An 18,959-nucleotide genomic window follows, 5' to 3' on the forward strand; every position below is an offset into this window, starting at 1 on the left:
TATAAACACACCTAAATGTTAAAACTATGTACTTTAATATCAAAGTACGTATAATCTGCTTCTTTTATTAAAAAATATTATGACGTATAAGAGTTTTAAAGATTTTAGTAATATTAAGCTTAAGTTTGGATCGCCCGAACAAGGATTTAATTACGGGTATACAGCTTTGCCTAATTTCGCTTGTAAAGATAGCGCCTTTTTTGATAATGAATTTTTTATTTTGTATCGACGTAGCGAATATGCAGCTCAGGTCGAATTAGCATGCGCCAAGATATTTCAGCAATTAATGGGCTATGGCTTGGAAATGGAAATTTTAGAGGAGAATAATCAATTTTTTATTGCTAGCCGTAAAATAAAAAATTTTTCTGAAGGATGTTATGGTTTAACAGAACAAGATTTTTTAAAGGTTAAAGGGCTTATATCAATCTTTATCATTTGGTACTTTATCGGTCAAATAGACACTCATTCGGGCAATTATGGTTTAGCAGATTTAGACAATAAATGTTTAGCCTTTGGTCTTGATATGGCTGAAGCGCTTGATTTTGAAATGTTAAAAGAACCCTTAAAGTTATCTGCCTTAAAAAAAATTCCTTATATTGTAGAAGAAAATTATGAAGGTGTATCTGAACTTATTTTACCAAAGAATTTTGTAGCTTCTAAATCTTTTCAAGATGAGAAATTTGCAATGATAACGTTAATTGCTGACACGCCTTTTACAGTATTTGAATCTATTATTAGAGAGACAATCACATCTTCTTTGTCAGTTCATCGAAGGATAATGTTAGAAAAAAGTTTGGTTCATGTGGAGGATGAATCTACCAGAGAGCTTATTCAGGCTAGCCTTAATCAAAGTGATCCTGAAGATTATTCTGTTGATGCTCTTATTCGTTATTTAAAATCTCGCTATGAGAAATGGAAATTACTAGTTAAAGAAAATTTAGAGCAGGATTTTGCGCAAGATTTTTCGTTAGCTGATGCAACTTTATTTTTAAAAGAATCAGAAAAATATCATAACGATGATTTAAGTGACGATAATAGTTTAGAAAGTGAAGTTGAGAATTTAGAAAGTAAAACTATAGTAGGAAATAATTATGCATTGCGATTTTTTAACCCAGAAAGTCAAGAAAATATTACGAATGCTGTTATAAATATAGAAAATAGCATTACCTAAAATTTGAAAATAAATGTGCTTATAACGAGTTAAGTAGACTACTTGATTAGCTTTATTTCTATGTAATGTAATTTCTATCATTCTTTGATATTTAAATGTTATTACCGTTGTCCTACGTACCGCGACTTGTTCGCGGTATCCAGGAAGATGTTCATGAGTGGTAAATATGCATATAAATACTAAGAGCACTGAGAAATTTAATTCCACATGTCAAACTGTTTTGTACTTAAATTAAAATTCTTACGCAGGACTACTTCTTTTAAATCAATTTTTGATTAACTGTTATTTATCTGCTTTCTTTTTAGCTTGCTCCCAAAGCTCCATTAGCTGGTTAAAAGAATAGCTGTTTAAATTTGTCTCGCCGCGACTTATTGCCAATTCTTTAACGGCATGAAGCCTACGTTCAAATTTAAGTAACGTTAAGTTTAACGTTGCCTTCGGATCAAATTGACAAAATACACAAAGAGAAAAAACAGCATGTAATAGATCGCCAATTTCTTCTTGCAAACTCTTGTTTAGAGAATTTTTAGCCAAGTTAGGTAGATGCTCATTTACTTCAAGATATTCGCTTTCAATTTGCGCCATTATTTGCTTGGCATTTTCCCAACGAAAACCAAATTGAGCAGCCTCTTTTTCTAAAAAGACAATTTTTTCTAATAGATCCATCACTATACTCGCTTTAGGATAAAGTGGAAAAGTATAATAATTTACTGCATAAGATGACAATTTATCATAGTACTTATTTTGATTTATGAGAATTAAAACTAAATAATTTTAGGGTGTTTAAAAATGTTTTGATCGTCTATTTTATTTCTCTGTATTCTTTGTTGCCATGAATTATTAGAGCTCTCTGAAGAAAATAATAAATTAAGTGCTTGATTATTAGTGTTTGAATAAGTTGAAAAAGATCTTTTCTTGTTTAAGGAATTAATGCAGTAATTTTCAATTAGTGCATATACTTGGGCTCCCTTTGGATATTTTTTTAAACTCTCGGATAAAAGAGGTTGAAGAAGGGGTGTTGCTTTCTTAAATTGAAAAGCTATATTTAATACTTTTATAATATCAATCTTATTTTCTATTAACATTTTTTCTAAAGTGCTAATATAGTTATCATCTTTTTTTGCTAAAAGAATTGCTATTATTGCTGGTCCAGCTATGTGTTTTTCTAAAACATCTAAAATTTTTTGTAAATATTCTGGACAGAAATAGTCAACCAACTCCCAGCCATTCCAATGCTCCTCCATTTCTCTAATTAAAGCTTCAGCAACTAAATTCGCAATATCAGCATCTACTTTTGTAACCTTTAATATGCTTTTAAGATGATAAGGTGTGTAGCTTATAATCTGATGAAAACCGAATCCTTCTAGTAGGAGTTTTAATATTCTAGAAGATGTCATGTTAACCTTGGGTAAAGAGATAGAATTGTTTTTAATTGAAGCAAGCTCGATAACTAGGTCTGAGCCTTGTATGTCAAAAACATTATCAATTAATTCTTCTATACTGTCGAATTCTTCATGAATTTCTTCTGGATCATCAAGCTCAGCAGAGGGATCATATAATAGTCATTTTCCATCTTTTTTTAATCCGAATTGAATAGTGTGATCAAATGAATGAATTAAACCTATATTATCACTTAAGCCTTTGCTATTATCTAAAATGATTCTAAAAAATTCTTTTGAAAAATGCCCAGCCAAAACTTCTCTATGTTTTAGTCTACTAATTTCATTATTTTGCAGTATTTCAAAAAAAATATTGTCAGGTGATAAAAAGTTAACTTGTTCGCTAACAAGCCAAGGTAGGCTACTACAATTAACATCTGCCTGGTTAAAGACAATATAATTTAACAAGCGCGTGAAAAGTTCATTTAAAGTAATGGGTTGATTAGCTTGCGGTAGGACAATTTTTCTTTTTAATAGATCAGGAGTAATGTCTTTTGGATCTAATGCAAGTATTGTTTTAAGAGCAGCTTTCCACCATGGCAAAAAACCTGTCGCGTACATGGCACCATAAGCTACAGCAAAGCCGAAGCATAAGCCTTCATCTTACAGTATTTTGCTTAATTTTTCTATAAAAGAATGATCAATACCTGGATAAATTTCTTTTAATATTTTAAGAAATTGATTTAAGTTAATTAAGATAATTTCCTGGTGATTCATAAATTCATTAGCAAAATATAATTAAATAATTAAAATATTTATTAAAAAAATAATCTATATTATAAGCTTATTAATATCGAAAAGATAATTAAAAAAGAGGAATAATTTAAAATTAAAAAGCACTAATAGTTAAAATTAAAAATTCGATAAAAGTTACTTAAAATATTTTATAAAAAATAGAATAATTCTAAAATTTATCATAATATGTTTATGAACTAGCAGTAGAAAATTTTTTCTGTTCACTTTAAGATTAAAAAAGCTTAGTATAATAATTTATTTCTTAGGATTACGATTTTGGCAAAACGTTATACAAAAAGGATTTTTGTTTTAGTTTTGCTGTTAATTTGGTTACCTGGGTATGCATTCAATTGGATACTTAATAATCCTTATCCTCACAGTGAGTCAAATAAAAAGATTTACTACTCTTCATTTAGCGAGCAGCCTAAAACCTTAGATCCAGCGCGCTCATATTCTAGTAATGAATATCAATTTATCTCTCAAATTTATGAACCACTTCTTCAATATGATTACTTTATTAGACCTTACCAACTTGTGCCTTTAGTCGCTAAAGCAATACCTACCATACGATATTTAAATGCACAATTAAAACCCGTTATGGCTGATGCTACAGATATTGCCTATACAACTTATACTTTGCAGATAAAACCAGGAATTTTATACCAACCGCATCCAGCTTTTGCCAAAGATAAAACAGGGCAATATCGTTACTTAAATTTAACCGCGGCTTATTTAGATGAAAATGATATTAGCGAATTAGCAGATTTTCCTTATACAGGAACTAGAGAGTTAATAGTTGATGATTATATTTACCAAATTAAACGCTTAGCAAATCCTGTTATAAATTCACCCATTTATGGTTTGATGAATGAGAAAATTATGGGGTTTCAAGAGTTTGCAAAAGTCTTACCAACCTCAGGATTTATTGATCTTCGCAAATATTCTTTAAGCGGAGTACGTAAGATAGATAATTATACATTCGAAATTACCCTTATAGGCCAATATCCGCAATTTATATTTTGGTTAGCCATGCCATTTTTTGCGCCTATACCGTGGGAAGTTGATCAATTTTATAGTCAAGCTGGAATGGATGATAAAAATTTAAGTTTTGCTTGGTATCCTGTTGGCACTGGCGCTTTCATGCTCAGTGAAAATAATCCTAATAAACGTATGATTCTTGATAAGAATCCCAACTTTCATGAAGAATATTTCCCTACCAATGCAAGTAAAGAGGATAAGCAACTTGGTTATGCGCATCATTTAGGGGAACGATTACCACTTATTAACCAAGCTATTTATACACTTGAAAAAGAGGCAATTCCTAGATGGAATAAATTTCTGCAGGGCTATTATGATTCATCAGGAATCAGTACGGACAGTTACGCACAAGCTATACAAATTAATTCGCAAGGAAAACCTATTTTAAGTCCAGAGATGCAAGCTAAAAAAATGCATTTAACAACTACTGTTGATCCTAGTATTTATTATATGGGCTTTAATATGTTAGATCCTATTGTCGGTGGTAATAGTGAACGAGCACGTAAGCTTAGACTTGCAATTTCTATTGCGGTGAATTATGAAGAGAATATTGCTATTTTTTTTAATGGTCGAGGGATTGCAGCTCAAGGGCCAATCCCACCAGGAATTTTTGGTTACAAGCTAGGGAAGGCTAGCATTAATCCTTATGTTTACCGCTGGAATGGAAATAGCATTGAAAGGCGTTCTATCCAAGATGCCAAAGAGTTACTAAGGCAAGCAGGTTACCCTAATGGTCGTGATAAAAGTACTGGAAGGGCATTAATTTTACATTATGATGTACCTATAACAGGCGGGCCTGATGATAAATCACAATTAGAATGGATGCGTAAACAATTTGCTAATATTGGAATTGATTTAAACATACGTGCAACACAATACAATCGTTTTCAAGAAAAAATGCGCAATGGTAATGCACAAATTTTTAGTTGGGGCTGGAATGCTGATTATCCTGATCCTGAAAATTTTCTTTTTATGCTTTATGGTAGTAATGGCAAAGTTCGGCATGGTGGTGAGAATGCCGCGAATTATGATAACCAAGAATATAATAAATTATTTAATTTAATGAAAAATCGTCCTAATGATATGGAACGTCAAGCAATAATTGACAGGATGGTTGAAATAGTAAGGCACGATGCACCTTGGGTTTGGGGAATAAATACAGAGACTTTTATTCTAACTCAACAATGGCTGTCTTTAACAAAACCTAACACAATTAGTTTAAATTCCTTAAAGTATATAAGCATTGATGTTTCATTGCGCAATAAATTTAGGCTTTTATGGAATAACCCTATTTTATGGCCGCTACTAGTGATTATATTGCTTTTATTTCTTCTTTTAATATTACCTATTTTTTTAGTTTATCGACGAACTCAAAGGCAATTAGCTAGGCGAATTAAATTATGATTTATTATTTTATTAGACGTATACTTTATGCTGTTCCTATTTTAATTGGTATTAATCTTCTTACCTTTGCTTTATTTTTTATGGTTAATTCACCTGATGATATGGCACGTATGCAACTTGGCCAAAAACATATAAAACCGGAGGCTATTGCCCAATGGAAAGCGCAGCATGGATACGATTTGCCTCTATTTTACAATGACACTAAGACTGGATTACAAACCTTAACCCAAACATTATTCTTTCAAAAATCATTAAAATTATTTATTTTTGATTTTGGTATGTCAGATGCCGGACGAGATATTAGCTTTGATATTTCTCACCGTATGTGGCCAAGTTTAGCAATTGCTATACCTATTTTGATTTTGGGAATGTTAGTGAATATTATTTTTGCAATGGGAATGGGTTTTTTCCGCTCTACTTTTCTGGATTTAAGTGGGGTGGTTATTTGTATTATTTTAATGTCAATCTCAAGCCTGTTTTATATTATAGGCGGGCAATATGTTTTCGGTAAATTACTTCGGTGGGTACCTATTTCCGGTTATGATGATGGATTAAATAGTGTAAAATTTATTGTTCTACCGGTATTGGTTGCTGTATTAAGTGGTATCGGTGCAGGTTCCAGATGGTATCGCACTTTATTTCTAGAAGAAATGAATAAAGAATATGTAAAAACTGCTCGTGCAAAAGGCCTATCTGAATCACGGGTATTGTTTAAACATATTTTAAAAAATGCTATGTTGCCTATTTTAACCGGCGTTGTCGTAATTATTCCTTCCTTATTTATGGGAAGTTTAATTTTAGAATCTTTTTTTGGCGTGCCAGGTTTAGGTAGTTACATTATTGATGCAATTGGGCAACAAGATTTTGCTATTGTAAGAGCAATGGTCTTTTTAGGTTCCGTATTATATATCATCGGTTTGATGTTAACGGATCTTTCTTATCTTTGGGCAGATCCTCGTGTAAGGCTAAATTAATGGAATTATTGTGGACTGATCAATGGTTTTTACTTTTAATTATCGTTAGCTTTATAGCGTTAATAGTTAGCTTAAACAAAAAACCCGTTAGACGTTCATTTCGTTATTTACTTAATAATCCTATTGCAGTAAGTGCAGGCATTATTCTCGTTTTTTTTCTTATCATAGGTGTTTTAGATTCAATTCATTTCCGTGCGAGTAATGAACAAGAAAGTAGCAATTTAGTTTCTCTGTTAGATAAGCTCTTAGCGCCAGCGGGTCAGATTTATGAAAAAACTTATTCTGCTCCTCTAGCTTTAAATCTATATACTCTGGAAACAACTATTGTAAACGGACAAGCACAGCAAGTTTACCCACGTTTAAAGTATCCACCAGCAGAGATTAAAACAACAGAGCAAAAACAAAAGCTCATCCTTTTTCTGCTTAAGAAATCGTTGATGCAAAGTTTGATTGCCTTTGTTTTATTTTTAATTATAGGTGGGGCAATATATTTTTCTTTAACAAATAAAATTATCATAAGTTCTAGTTTGATTTGCGGCCTAATTACTTTCTTTTTATGTTTACTTTTTATATTTGCTAGTTATTGGTTATCACGCAATTTTCACCCGTTTGGGACAGGAAAAATTGGTCAGGATATTTTTTATTACACCATTAAAAGTATTCGTACAGGGCTTATCATTGGTACACTTACAACATTATTTATGTTGCCTTTAGCTATTATCTTTGGCATTGCTGCAGGATATTTTGGTGGCTTAATCGATGATATTATTCAGTACATCTACACAACGTTAAGCTCTATTCCAGGTGTATTACTGATTACTGCATCAGTTTTATCCATGCAAACATACATTGCTAATCACCCTAATGATTTTCCTACTTTAGAGGAAAGTGCGGATGCCCGTCTTTTGGCGCTATGTTTAATTCTAGGTATTACAAGCTGGACTAGTTTATGTCGAATTTTACGCGCAGAGGCTCTTAAGTTGCGAGAAATTGATTTTGTCCTCGCAGCGAAAGCATTAGGTAGTAGTGCTTGGCGAATTCTTTATAAACATTTATTACCTAATATGATGCCAATCGTATTAATTAATCTCGTGCTTGATTTTAGTTTTTTAGTCTTAGCTGAAGCTGTTTTATCGTATGTGGGCGTTGGCGTTTCGCCTATGACCATTAGCTGGGGAAATATGATTAATAGTGCTCGGCTTGAGCTTGCGCGAGAACCTGTTGTTTGGTGGCCAATGATGGCAGCTTTCCTTTTTATGTTTACACTGGTTCTTGCCAGTAATCTTTTCGCAGATGCTATTCGTGAAGCCTTTGATCCGCATCGTATTAAGCGATAAACAATCTTTAGCAAACTCGCATTCATTCCCTCATTTTCATGTTAATATGATGGTACTTAATTTAGATAAGGTTATTTTATGCGTACAATTTTTTCCTTACTGATGATTACCTTGCTTTCTTTTGGTTTAGTAGTTAATGAAGCGGCTGCGAAACGTTATGGTGGGGGGCGCGCAATAGGTTTCCCTCGCTCAACCTCTTCCTACAGTAAAACGGCGCCAAAACAATCCTATGCAAATAACCGTCCCGGTAGTCGATGGAGAAGCGGTTTAGCAGGTTTTATCATGGGAGGTTTATTAGCTAGTCTATTTTTCGGACATGGCTTTGGTAGTGCTTTATTTTCTTGGTTAATTATCGCAGGCTTAATATTTATTATTTTTCGTTTATTTCGCAGACCGCATAATCGAACACGTGATAGAGACTGGCACTGAGATAGTGCCTTGTTTGATTTTAAGTAATGTGTAAATAAGCTAAAAAGCTCAGTTAGTTAATGAAATAAAGCTTAAGGAGAAGCTTAATGGATGCCCTTATTCTTACAGGATTTATTGGCTGCATTGCCGCAATTTTAGTAGGAATAGGGGAGTTTTTTTTACAAAATACCATTGAAAAAAATGCGCTTGACGTTTCATCATCTATCTTAAACAAGCCTAAAAATTATTTAAAAGGTGGTTACTTTATTGTTGTACTTATCGCACCTTTTTATAGCTTAGGTTTTTGGCATCTATACAAAATGTTAGCTCCCAATACAATAATTATGCCTGCCGTTATTGTATTTTTAGCAGTGTATAGTTTTATTGTGCAATTAGCATGGAGTAGTTTAAAGACAGTTTTTAGTTTAATCTTGCAAGTGCAAATAGCAACGAAGGATTTAAGCCGGGTGATACGCGTATACCAATCCTATGATAAAGCTTTTTTAGCAATTACGCGATTTATTTTACAAGTATTATCTGTTTTTTTCATTTATTTAGTCTGGCATGGAAATACTTATTACCCTAAGTGGATGGTAATTTTTAATCCCGTTGTAATCTTAATAGGTATTTTTACACTGTATGTTATTTTACCTAAAGTTGGTAAATATCTTATACCTATTGCGCTTCACGTTATGTATGCTATTTTTTTCGCAATTTCAACTTATTTGTCATTCGTAAGCTGATAAGCATGTATTAAATTGATGCTTAATTTATAGTATGGGCATATAAATTGATACCTATTTCACATTTAATAAAGTTAACTCGCTTTCCATATGAAAATAAGATTTCTTAATGTGGTTAATAAGAATAATGTCATCTACTCAAGCCAAAATAGTTTAATAAATTTTAATTAAATTACTAAAATATGTATTAGGTCATGTTAAATTTAGCACATTACATTAATATTTTAATTTATTAATTAAAATATTAAGAAAGTCTGGAAACCTTTAAATCTTAAACTAAGTGAAAAATTGGTAAATGAAGAATCAACTAACACGGTAGCAGCAATTCAGGCCTATATTCAAAGTGCATCGTGTCATAATGGTACCATTTACCTCCCCAGATAAAGCCATATTTTTCAAAAATAGGTACAATTTCCCAAGGAATATTATTATGGTAAGTTAAAGGTGTCGTTTCATTAATGGGTTTACCTTTGGTTTTTAAATCCCATTGCCAGTAATCCGCGTTAGTTGAATTTATATCGATAGTCATGCCAAAACTATGATTACTAAGACGATTTGTATTGGCAATAAGTCGCCAATTAAACGTACCACCTGGATTACTTAAAAAAGGGATATATTCGGGATGTTTAGTAACGAGGTTCTCCAACTCTTGCGATATTTTTTGTAATTTTTGATTAACTTGATTAACGGTTGTGACTCGAAGCGGATATTTATTGCCAAATTGGTTGGGCATCCAATAAATGGTTACTAAATGTGTTTTTACTTCCTCTTTAGAATTTCCATACATTTTACGAAAAAAAGGCTCATATCGTATTCGGCCTGGATCAGCTTTAGGCCGGAAAGCTTTAGGATCTGCAGGTATGCCAAGCTCATAACAAACATTTTTAATTTGGTCAGTTAAAGAAGGAAAATCTAATTTTTCTTGAGGCGTTTTATTGGTTCGTTTATCTTTAGTTGCCATGTGGGTGCCATCTGCCCAAACAATATAATCTTTAGAAATAGATTTTATGTACTCTGGGTAAGCTTGTTGCAATCGGTGTAAATCAGTTAAGTCTGCATAAACATTCGTATTAAGGCTTAAAAGCCCTAAAATAAATAACTTATTTCTTAAAAATTTCAAAGGTATTATCTCCTTTATTTTTAAACAGAAAACTTTGGTAATGATTTATCAGTTGATTATCATCAGTCTTTTTACTATAAGCAGTTACAAATAAATCAATTAAACCGTTTTGTTGAGTATCGGTAATAGCCATAGAAATAGGGATGAGGTTTTTATCAATTTCAATATTAAGCTTTTTAATATTGAAAATACCTTGCCTGTTTTCATAAAAATAAAATCCGTCATTTTGAGCTACAAATAAATCAGGAAAATCATCATTATTTACATCAACCGCTATAACACAGTGAGTAATATTAGAAGAATCTCTTAAACCAACTTGATTAGAAACATCAATTAGACGCTCATTTTTAATTAAATATAATTTATTTGGTTTGTTATAACCACCAGCAAAGAGATATTGTTCTCCTTGCGAACGTAGATTAATAAGAGCCGTATTCATGTAATAAGGGTAATTAAAGTCCTCTGTTTTATTACTTATATTAATAGGCTTAGTTTCTGCATGAATATCATGCTTTGAAGAAGTAATCTTTCTAACTAGGAGCGCCTCTAAGATAATAATAATTAAAGCAATCACAGCTTCTATCATAAATAGGCCCTTAGTTTAAGTTAGTGATCAATGCTACTGTTGCTAAACATTAAGATTAATTTCTTTTTTCTTTATAATCTAGTTTGGTAAAACTTCTAGTATAAAAATAGCAAAATTTTTTTAAATTAATCATTGTAAAAATTGATGTAAAGGGTACCCATAAACAAAAGTATTAATTACAATAGAATTTAGGCATTGCTTAAATACTCACGTTAGGATTACTTCTCTTATGCGCTCGCAGTTTGTTCATCTACGTTTACATACTGAATTCTCTTTAGTTGATGGATTAGTTCGTATTAAACCTTTAATGAAAGCAGTCATTGAGCGAGGAATGAATACTGTTGCTATTACCGATTTTTGTAATTTATTTGCCGCAGTCAAAGTATTTAAAGCAGCTGTTGATAATGGTGTGAAGCCTATTCTTGGTAGTGATTTGCCTTGTTGTTTTCAAGATCAACCTAATATTTATTCATCCTTATTATTCCTTTGTCAAAACAATATAGGCTATCGCAATTTAACTTGTTTAATTTCTAAGGCATATTTAGAAGGACAATTTCAAGGTCAACCACGCGTGCAATACGAATGGTTAGAAGAGTTTGCTGAAGGCTTAATTGTTTTATCAGGTGGGTTTAAAGGTGTTATAGGTAAAGCCTTATTGGCAGATGATTTACCGCAAGCCTATGAATTGAGTCGTCATTTCGCCAAGCTGTTTCCAAATCGTTTTTATTTAGAGATGCAAAGAACAGGAAGGCCGGAAGAAACACTTTATAACGAACGCATAGTAGAAATTGCAGAAGAACTAAATCTACCTATTGTGGCTACCAATGATGTTCGTTTTTTAAAAAAAGATGATTTTGATGCCCATGAAGCACGGGTATGCATTCATCAAGGTTGCACATTAGCTGATCCAAGACGTACGCAAGAATATAGTTCGCAGCAATATCTTCGTTCAGCAGAAGAAATGGGGGCTTTATTTAAAGATTTACCACAAGCAATACAAAATACGGTAGAAATTAGTCAGCGTTGTACGGTTAAATTAGATTTAGGTAACAACTTTTTACCTACTTTTCCTATTCCTGCTAATTTTACTGTTGAAAGTTATTTATCCCAATTAGCAAAAAAAGGTCTAGAAGAACGATTAACAATAATTTTTCGTAACCAATCATCTGAAGAAATTGCAGTTAAGCGGGTTCCTTATGATAAACGTTTACAGATAGAGCTTGATGTTATTAATAACATGGGATTTCCCGGGTATTTTTTAATAGTTGCTGATTTTATTCAATGGGCAAAACAAAATGGAGTACCTGTTGGACCTGGCCGGGGTTCGGGCGCAGGCTCTTTAGTCGCTTATGCACTTAAGATAACGGATCTTGACCCTTTACTCTATGAGTTGCTTTTCGAGCGATTTCTAAATCCTGAACGCGTATCTATGCCGGATTTTGATATCGATTTTTGTATGGAAGGGCGAGATAGGGTCATTGACTATGTTGCTGAAAAATATGGCAGACAAAGCGTTTCTCAGATTATCACCTTTGGTACGATGACAGCTAAAGCTGTGGTACGTGATGTAGGTCGTGTCTTAGGACATCCGTATGGCTTTGTGGATAAAATTGCTAAATTAATCCCCTTTGAAATTGGTATTACTCTTGAAAAAGCCTTGCAGGATGAAGAAGAATTGCGCGTGCGTTATCAAGAGGAAGAAGAGGTCAAAGAACTTATTGATCTTGCTTTAAAATTAGAAGGTGTGACGCGTAATGCGGGTAAACATGCAGGTGGTGTTGTTATTGCGCCGTCTAGACTTACCGATTTTACTGCGATCTATTGTGAAGAAGGCTCACAGCAAATAGTAAGTCAGTTTGATAAAGATGATGTTGAAGCGGTAGGCTTAGTTAAATTTGACTTTTTAGGTTTACGTACCTTAACAATTATTGACTGGGCGCTTAAAATTGTTAATCAGCAAAAACGGAATAAGCAAGAAGAACAAATTGATATTGCTTTAATTCCGACAGATGATAATGCTACCTTTAATTTGCTTAAAGCTTGTCAAACTACAGCGGTATTTCAGTTAGAATCTCGCGGTATGAAAGAGCTTATTAATCGCTTACAGCCAGATTGTTTTGAAGATATTATTGCACTTGTTGCGCTTTTTCGACCTGGCCCTTTGCAGTCAGGCATGGTAGATGACTTTATCGATCGTAAACATGGACGAGCAAAAGTTGAATACCCTCATCCTGATCTTGAGTCTATTTTAAAGCCTACTTATGGTGTCATTCTGTATCAAGAACAAGTCATGCAGATTGCTCAAGTACTAGCAAATTATACCTTAGGCGCTGCGGATTTATTAAGACGGGCAATGGGAAAGAAAAAACCCGAGGAAATGGCTAAACAACGAGCTATTTTTACTGAGGGCGCAGTAGCACGAGGTGTTGAAAAAGATACAGCAACTTACATTTTTGATTTAATGGAAAAATTTGCAGGCTATGGTTTTAATAAATCGCATTCAGCAGCTTATGCACTTGTAGCTTATCAAACAGCATGGTTAAAAGCGCATTATCCAGCTGCATTTATGGCTGCAGTATTATCTTCAGACATGGATAATACAGATAAAGTAGTTAATTTTATTAATGAAAGTAAGCAGATGAGTTTAAAAGTTTTACCGCCCTCAGTTAATTTATCTAACTTTTCTTTCACAGTTACCGAAGAGCAAACTATTTTATACGGTCTAGGTGCAATAAAAGGCGTTGGTGAATCAGCGATTTCTTGTATTGTCAATGAAAGACAGCAACATGGCCCTTATAAAGGTTTATTTGATTTTTGCCAACGTCTTGATTTACGCAAAGTTAATCGTCGTGTGCTAGAGGCATTAATTAAAAGTGGCGCTATGGATGATTGGCAGATAGAACGCTCCGCTCTTTTTGAATCGCTTGAAAAAGCGTTAAAGTTGGCAGATAAAGCACAACATAATTTAACAACAGGGCAAGCAGATTTATTTTCTTTATTTGAAGAAGCAGGAAATGAGGAAGAAGAGTACTTTCAATGCAAACCTTGGCCTGCTATAAAACGCCTTGATGGCGAAAAAGAAACACTAGGATTTTACTTAACAGGTCATCCAGCTGCACAATATATGGATGAATTTAAAGCATTTACTACACCAATTATTCGTTTAAATACTGCTTTAGTTAAAAAAGCTTGTTTGTGTGGCTTAATAACGTCATTAAAGCGAATCATTACTAAGCGAGGTAAGAAATTAGTCATTGCTAATTTAGAAGATGCGACAGGCAAAATAGATGTTGTTATTTTTTCAGAAATCTATGAGGCATTAGCTATACCTTTACAGGTAGGTCAGATGATTTTTTCTGAAGGAGAAGTGTCTCATGATGAGTTTAGTGGAAATGCTAGAATGGCAGCGACCCAACTTTTCTCCATTAGTGAAGCAAGAACCCGTTTTGCCAACTCATTAATTCTTACTTTAAATGAGACAAGTGATAATACTTTGATTACTAGAATAAGAACTATTTTATCTTCTAGTTCTGGTAAATGTGCTGTACAAATAAAATATTGTAATGAAAAAGCACAAGGCCTTTTAAGTTTACCGCAACAATGGTGGATAACGCCAAGTGATGAAGTCATAAACTCACTTAAAGATCTCTTGGGTGTAGAAAATATTGTTTTAAATTATTAAAACTTAATATTATTTTAAAGGAAATTCTTTTTTTGTTTATTGCCATCAGCTACGATGAGTAATTAAATAGGTTGAAAAATAACGTTGGATTTACGTTTATAAGGATTTTTAGATTGTGAAAAAACATGTTTACTATAAAAGCTTCCTTTGTATTTTATCTCTATTGCTAATGCAAAGTGTTTATGCAATTCAGCGTTCACAACTCTTTTATCGTAATTTTTGGCAACCTTATTATCATGGCGAGCGCTTAGATTATTGTATGGTCGGTGGTGTTAATTGTGGTGTACCAGTAGCTAATCGATATTGTCAAATGATGGGATATGCACGTGCTGATCAGCAACGCATTGCTCATAATGTAGGTTTAACTAATTACATTTCTTGTCCTAAACGATGTAAGGGGTGGCGATGTAATGGATTTAAAACAATTCGGTGTGTAGGCTATCAATTACATAAACCGCCAAAAGCTTATCATTATCGTTACCGCCGCTTTGTTTATCCACGCTATAATGATTACCGTGTTGCTTGGTGCTATGATGGTGTGCGAGGATGTGGGCGTCGAGCTGCATATTCCTTTTGCCGTCGTATGGGCTATCTAAAGGTAAGTAGTTTCTCTATTCAAAGGCATGTTGCAGCTACGAAAGCAATAGGCAATCAAAAGCTTTGTTTTGGCAAAGAATGTTGTCATGCCTTTACCCAAATTACTTGTTTTCGCTAAAGTTATGTGAATAACTCTATACGTGTGATTTATGCCTTAGTTTAAAGAGTCAAATTTATTGGCAAGAATTATATTTGTGTCATTTATTTGACAGGTTGAGTTCGTTAACTAATACTCAAAGAATAACAATATGCCACTTTCTCAAGGATAGGTTATGCATATCAATGAGGAAATACTAATCATTGATGAAAATCAACAACGTCGCGATAAACTTATCACCATAATGGAATTTTTGGAAAAGCCAAACTTCTGGACTGATAGCGAAATTCCTTTTGAGCTTGATGCCAAAAATACCCGAATTATTATTGTAGGCGCTCCTACTTCGTTTGAAGCAACAATTGATGTTTTACAAAAGTTAAAAACAACAATGCCGAAATTGCCAGTTGTATTGATAGGACCTCCATCATTTACGGTACCAGCCGATTGTAGCAATGTCATTGCTATTCTTCATTTCCCTTTTACTTATACACAAATACTTGAAGCGCTACATAAATGTCAAATTGCTCTAGAAAGTATTAATTACCTTGCCGCTTATGAAAATCGTACGCCTTTGTTTCGAAGCTTAGTGGGTAACAGTGAAGCAATTCGCCAAGTAAGAAAATTAATTGGTCAAGTCGCTAAGACAGAAGCAAGCGTTTTAGTTCTAGGTGAGTCTGGCACAGGTAAGGAAGTTATTGCACGTAATATTCATGCATTATCAGCGCGAGCTAATCAACCTTTTGTGCCTATAAATTGCGGGGCAATTCCTGCAGAGCTGCTAGAAAGTGAATTGTTTGGTCATGAAAAAGGTGCTTTTACAGGTGCAATTACCTCAAGACAAGGTCGTTTTGAGTTGGCACATGGTGGCACATTATTCCTTGATGAGATTGGTGATATGCCTTTAGCGATGCAAGTAAAGTTATTACGTGTTTTGCAAGAACGATGTTTTGAGCGGGTTGGCAGTAATAAAAGTATCGCAGTCGATGTGCGAATTATTGCTGCTACACACCGTAATTTAGAACAAGCTATAAAAGAAGGAAAATTTAGAGAAGATCTTTTTTATCGTTTAAATGTTTTTCCTATCGAAGTGCCGCCACTGCGTGCGCGTAAAGAAGATTTACATTTATTATTCAATGATTTAGTCTCAAAAATTGAAGGCGAGCATCGTCCTGGCGTCAGATTGCTACCAGTGGCTCTTAATGCATTAGCACAGTATGATTGGCCGGGAAATGTAAGGGAATTAGCTAATTTAGTTGAACGTTTAACAATATTATACCCTAATGACATTGTTGATGTTGATGATTTGCCACGTCGTTTTCGGCCTGACGAAGGTAATCCAGCTGATACAGGGGTTTTAAATAGTGAGCGTGAAACATTATTGCAGAAAGCTAATCAAGGGGCATATGCTGATAAAATTAATTTAAAAGAACACTTAGTGAAAACGGAGTTGGCATTAATTAGTCAAGCATTGGAAGAAACAGATTGGGTAGTAGCGCACGCTGCTAATTACTTAAACATGCGCCGCACTACCTTAGTTGAAAAAATGCGTAAATACGGCTTAACGCGTCCCGAGAGAGCCTAAGTTATAGGCTGTTGTATGATTTATAATACATCATCTTTTAGAGGTTTTTGTTCATCAACATGATGATCTATTTCTACATTAGTTGAATTTGCCCCAGTAGACGACTTATTTGTCTCCTTAGTGGATAATTTATCTTCCATAGGCGTTGTTTTTGGCTTACGCTTAGTTGTCTTCTTCTGTGTAGGTTGATAACCCACACCAGCATCTGTTGGTGTAAGTTCATCAAGCGGTTCTACTGTTTGAGCTTCTACTGTACTCTTAAGTGGTTGCGTTGAGTTTGTTGAAGTAGAGCTTGTTGTAGTATGCGTATTTGGTTGATTAATAGTACCATGATGTACATCACCTGGCGTAGAAGTAGATGTTGTTGAACGCTTTGCAGCAACATCATTAGACGAAACCGTAGAGTTCGAATTGTCTGTGTTATTTGGTTGTTCATCGTCAGTTCGATTTTGCTTATATTCACCAATAATTTCTGAAATACTATTTTTCACGTCTTTAAATAGCTTACCTGCCATATGTGTAAGTTCCTGTAAGCTAGGTAATTTGGATTTAAAATCGCTCATAATTAACTCCATGCTATCTATTTCTTATTCTTAAAGTATACATAACTCTCAGAAAATTGCTTTAAAAATATAACTCTTCGTTATTTAACAAATTTTTAAAATTAATGTAAAAAACTGATTTGCCATTTTTAAAATCTTAAACTAAGGTTAATACACTACTTAAAAAAAGGAGATATATCATGGGAAGAGATAATATGAATCAACAAGGTCAGTCCGGTAGCCAAAAACAAGGTCAAAGTGGTCAACAAGGCGGTCAAGGCGGTCAAGGCGGTCAAAAATTCGGTCAGGGCGGTAACCAAGGTGGTCAAGGTGGAAGCCAAGGCGGTCAAGGTGGTCAACGCCGCTAGGAAATTTAAGGCGCCTAAGGCGCCTTTAGATTTTTCAAATCTATAAAATCTATGACCAAGGTTGTAGAACATTTAATGCAGGCTTAAACAATTTTTCTGTAATTGATGGCTTGCTAGGTCTATTAATTTTAAAGACATTAAAATCATTCATTTTTTCAATAATATAATCATCACTGGTCTTAAGATAATCAACTAATTTTAAATTATATGCATCAGTAGCTAGCCAATGCTCACCTGTTGATACTTGATCAATATCAAGTTGTTGACGATGAACAAATACATAGTCGCGAAAGGCATGATGAATTTTTTCTATTTCTTCTTGAAATTTTTTTCGTCCTTTTTCAGTATTCTCACCTAACATTGTTAAGGTACGCTTATATTCCCCAGCCGTAATTAATTCAACATCGATATTGTTTTTCTTAAGCCAACGATGAAAATTAGGTAATTGGGCAACCACACCAATTGAACCGATGATAGCAAAAGGAGCAGCAACAATCCGATTGGCAACGCATGACATCAAATAGCCGCCACTTGCAGCAACTTTATCAATACATACTGTAAGAGGTATTTGTCTATCGCGAATACGTTGAAGTTGAGAAGCGGCAAGCCCATAGCCATTAACTGAGCCACCAGGGCTTTCTAGACGTAAAACCACTTCATCATTTTTTTGGGCAATAGAAAGAATGGCAGTAATGACTTCGCGTAATTGCTCAACTTGAGACGCTTTAATATCACCATGAAAATCAAGAACATATAAAGAAGGCTTATCTTTTAGGGTTTTTTCCTTCTTCTTTTTTTTCTCCTTTTTTAATTTATGACCTTTTATTTCATGATACATACGATGTTTAAGTTCATTGTATTGCTTATTAAGTGGTGTAATCTCTAATTTAGGCTTATTTTTTTTACCTAAAGCTAATAGACCTGCAAAGAGTACAAGAATTGCAATAACACTTGTTAATGCTTTTAAAGCAAATAAACCATATTGTGCGAGAAAATCCATGGCCGCCCTTGATTAAAAAGGAAATAATTATCACAGCGACTGCTCTTTGGTGCAAGTGTTTTGCTATAATTGGCCATTATTTAAAAACTAAATTGATGAATAAATTATAAATTAATATTTGCAAGCTCTATTAAAT

17 protein-coding genes are annotated in these 18,959 nt (G+C 33.7%); 10 read left to right on the top strand and 7 right to left on the bottom strand.

What is annotated here, in order from left to right; translation table 11 throughout:
• Positions 1 to 79: 79 nt before the first annotated feature.
• Complete coding sequence (locus DYH30_RS04660) at positions 80 to 1,171, top strand: hypothetical protein (RefSeq protein ID WP_115330527.1); 1,092 nt, start codon at positions 80 to 82, stop codon at positions 1,169 to 1,171.
• 282 nt (positions 1,172 to 1,453) lie between these two features.
• Here DYH30_RS04660 and DYH30_RS04665 read toward each other — a convergent pair whose 3' ends face one another.
• The 3 genes from DYH30_RS04665 to DYH30_RS04675 all read right to left on the bottom strand — a co-directional run bounded on the left by DYH30_RS04665 (position 1,454) and on the right by DYH30_RS04675 (position 3,171).
• Complete coding sequence (locus tag DYH30_RS04665) at positions 1,454 to 1,837, bottom strand: nucleoside triphosphate pyrophosphohydrolase family protein (protein ID WP_115330528.1); 384 nt, start codon at positions 1,835 to 1,837, stop codon at positions 1,454 to 1,456.
• 98 nt (positions 1,838 to 1,935) lie between these two features.
• On the bottom strand, positions 1,936 to 2,568 hold the full coding sequence (locus DYH30_RS04670) for a hypothetical protein (protein ID WP_115330529.1): 633 nt from the start codon (positions 2,566 to 2,568) through the stop codon (positions 1,936 to 1,938).
• Positions 2,569 to 2,733: 165 nt separating this feature from the next.
• Positions 2,734 to 3,171 (bottom strand): hypothetical protein, encoded by a 438-nt coding sequence (locus DYH30_RS04675; RefSeq protein ID WP_115330530.1) that lies wholly within the window; start codon positions 3,169 to 3,171, stop codon positions 2,734 to 2,736.
• Positions 3,172 to 3,663: 492 nt separating this feature from the next.
• Between DYH30_RS04675 and DYH30_RS04680 the strand changes: the two genes are divergently transcribed.
• The 5 genes from DYH30_RS04680 (at position 3,664) to DYH30_RS04700 (ending at position 9,249) form a co-directional block, all read left to right on the top strand.
• Positions 3,664 to 5,787: an ABC transporter substrate-binding protein gene (locus DYH30_RS04680; protein ID WP_423202841.1), complete on the top strand. Its 2,124-nt coding sequence runs from the start codon at positions 3,664 to 3,666 to the stop codon at positions 5,785 to 5,787.
• Entirely contained in the window at positions 5,784 to 6,761 is a 978-nt protein-coding gene (locus tag DYH30_RS04685; RefSeq protein WP_115330531.1) for an ABC transporter permease, read from the top strand. The genes DYH30_RS04680 and DYH30_RS04685 overlap by 4 nt, the downstream gene beginning before the upstream one ends.
• Positions 6,761 to 8,098 carry an ABC transporter permease gene (locus DYH30_RS04690; protein ID WP_115330532.1) on the top strand — a complete coding sequence of 446 codons (1,338 nt, stop codon included), beginning with the start codon at positions 6,761 to 6,763 and terminating at the stop codon, positions 8,096 to 8,098. The genes DYH30_RS04685 and DYH30_RS04690 overlap by 1 nt, the downstream gene beginning before the upstream one ends.
• Before the next feature lie 78 nt (positions 8,099 to 8,176).
• On the top strand, positions 8,177 to 8,527 hold the full coding sequence (locus DYH30_RS04695) for a DUF1517 domain-containing protein (RefSeq protein ID WP_115330533.1): 351 nt from the start codon (positions 8,177 to 8,179) through the stop codon (positions 8,525 to 8,527).
• Between the two features lie 86 nt (positions 8,528 to 8,613).
• The gene (locus DYH30_RS04700; RefSeq protein WP_115330534.1) at positions 8,614 to 9,249 is read left to right on the top strand and encodes a DUF6796 family protein; all 636 of its coding nucleotides are present in this window, start codon (positions 8,614 to 8,616) and stop codon (positions 9,247 to 9,249) included.
• Between the two features lie 307 nt (positions 9,250 to 9,556).
• Here DYH30_RS04700 and DYH30_RS04705 read toward each other — a convergent pair whose 3' ends face one another.
• Both DYH30_RS04705 and DYH30_RS04710 read right to left on the bottom strand, forming a co-directional pair.
• Entirely contained in the window at positions 9,557 to 10,369 is an 813-nt protein-coding gene (locus DYH30_RS04705) for a M15 family metallopeptidase (RefSeq protein ID WP_207385796.1), read from the bottom strand.
• A complete protein-coding gene (locus tag DYH30_RS04710) occupies positions 10,350 to 10,955 on the bottom strand; it encodes an FG-GAP repeat domain-containing protein (RefSeq protein WP_115330536.1) in 606 nt (201 codons plus the stop codon). Before DYH30_RS04710 ends, DYH30_RS04705 begins: the two co-directional genes overlap by 20 nt.
• Positions 10,956 to 11,184: 229 nt before the next feature.
• Between DYH30_RS04710 and dnaE the strand changes: the two genes are divergently transcribed.
• The 3 genes from dnaE (at position 11,185) to DYH30_RS04725 (ending at position 16,913) form a co-directional block, all read left to right on the top strand.
• Positions 11,185 to 14,637 carry a DNA polymerase III subunit alpha gene (gene dnaE, locus DYH30_RS04715; protein WP_115330537.1) on the top strand — a complete coding sequence of 1,151 codons (3,453 nt, stop codon included), beginning with the start codon at positions 11,185 to 11,187 and terminating at the stop codon, positions 14,635 to 14,637.
• A 169-nt stretch (positions 14,638 to 14,806) separates the two neighbouring features.
• A complete protein-coding gene (locus tag DYH30_RS04720) occupies positions 14,807 to 15,352 on the top strand; it encodes a hypothetical protein (protein ID WP_423202840.1) in 546 nt (181 codons plus the stop codon).
• 154 nt (positions 15,353 to 15,506) lie between these two features.
• A complete protein-coding gene (locus tag DYH30_RS04725) occupies positions 15,507 to 16,913 on the top strand; it encodes a sigma-54 dependent transcriptional regulator (protein ID WP_115330539.1) in 1,407 nt (468 codons plus the stop codon).
• 20 nt (positions 16,914 to 16,933) lie between these two features.
• Here the strand turns inward: DYH30_RS04725 and DYH30_RS04730 are convergent, their stop codons facing one another.
• Positions 16,934 to 17,476: a hypothetical protein gene (locus DYH30_RS04730; RefSeq protein WP_115330540.1), complete on the bottom strand. Its 543-nt coding sequence runs from the start codon at positions 17,474 to 17,476 to the stop codon at positions 16,934 to 16,936.
• A 179-nt stretch (positions 17,477 to 17,655) separates the two neighbouring features.
• Here DYH30_RS04730 and DYH30_RS17825 point away from each other — a divergent pair, with 179 nt between their 5' ends.
• The gene (locus DYH30_RS17825; RefSeq protein ID WP_176579738.1) at positions 17,656 to 17,823 is read left to right on the top strand and encodes a hypothetical protein; all 168 of its coding nucleotides are present in this window, start codon (positions 17,656 to 17,658) and stop codon (positions 17,821 to 17,823) included.
• Between the two features lie 49 nt (positions 17,824 to 17,872).
• Here the strand turns inward: DYH30_RS17825 and sohB are convergent, their stop codons facing one another.
• On the bottom strand, positions 17,873 to 18,823 hold the full coding sequence (sohB, locus tag DYH30_RS04735; RefSeq protein ID WP_115330541.1) for a protease SohB: 951 nt from the start codon (positions 18,821 to 18,823) through the stop codon (positions 17,873 to 17,875).
• Positions 18,824 to 18,959: the final 136 nt, after the last annotated feature.

It is taken from the genome of Legionella busanensis, from assembly GCF_900461525.1.
GTDB lineage: Bacteria > Pseudomonadota > Gammaproteobacteria > Legionellales > Legionellaceae > Legionella_C > Legionella_C busanensis.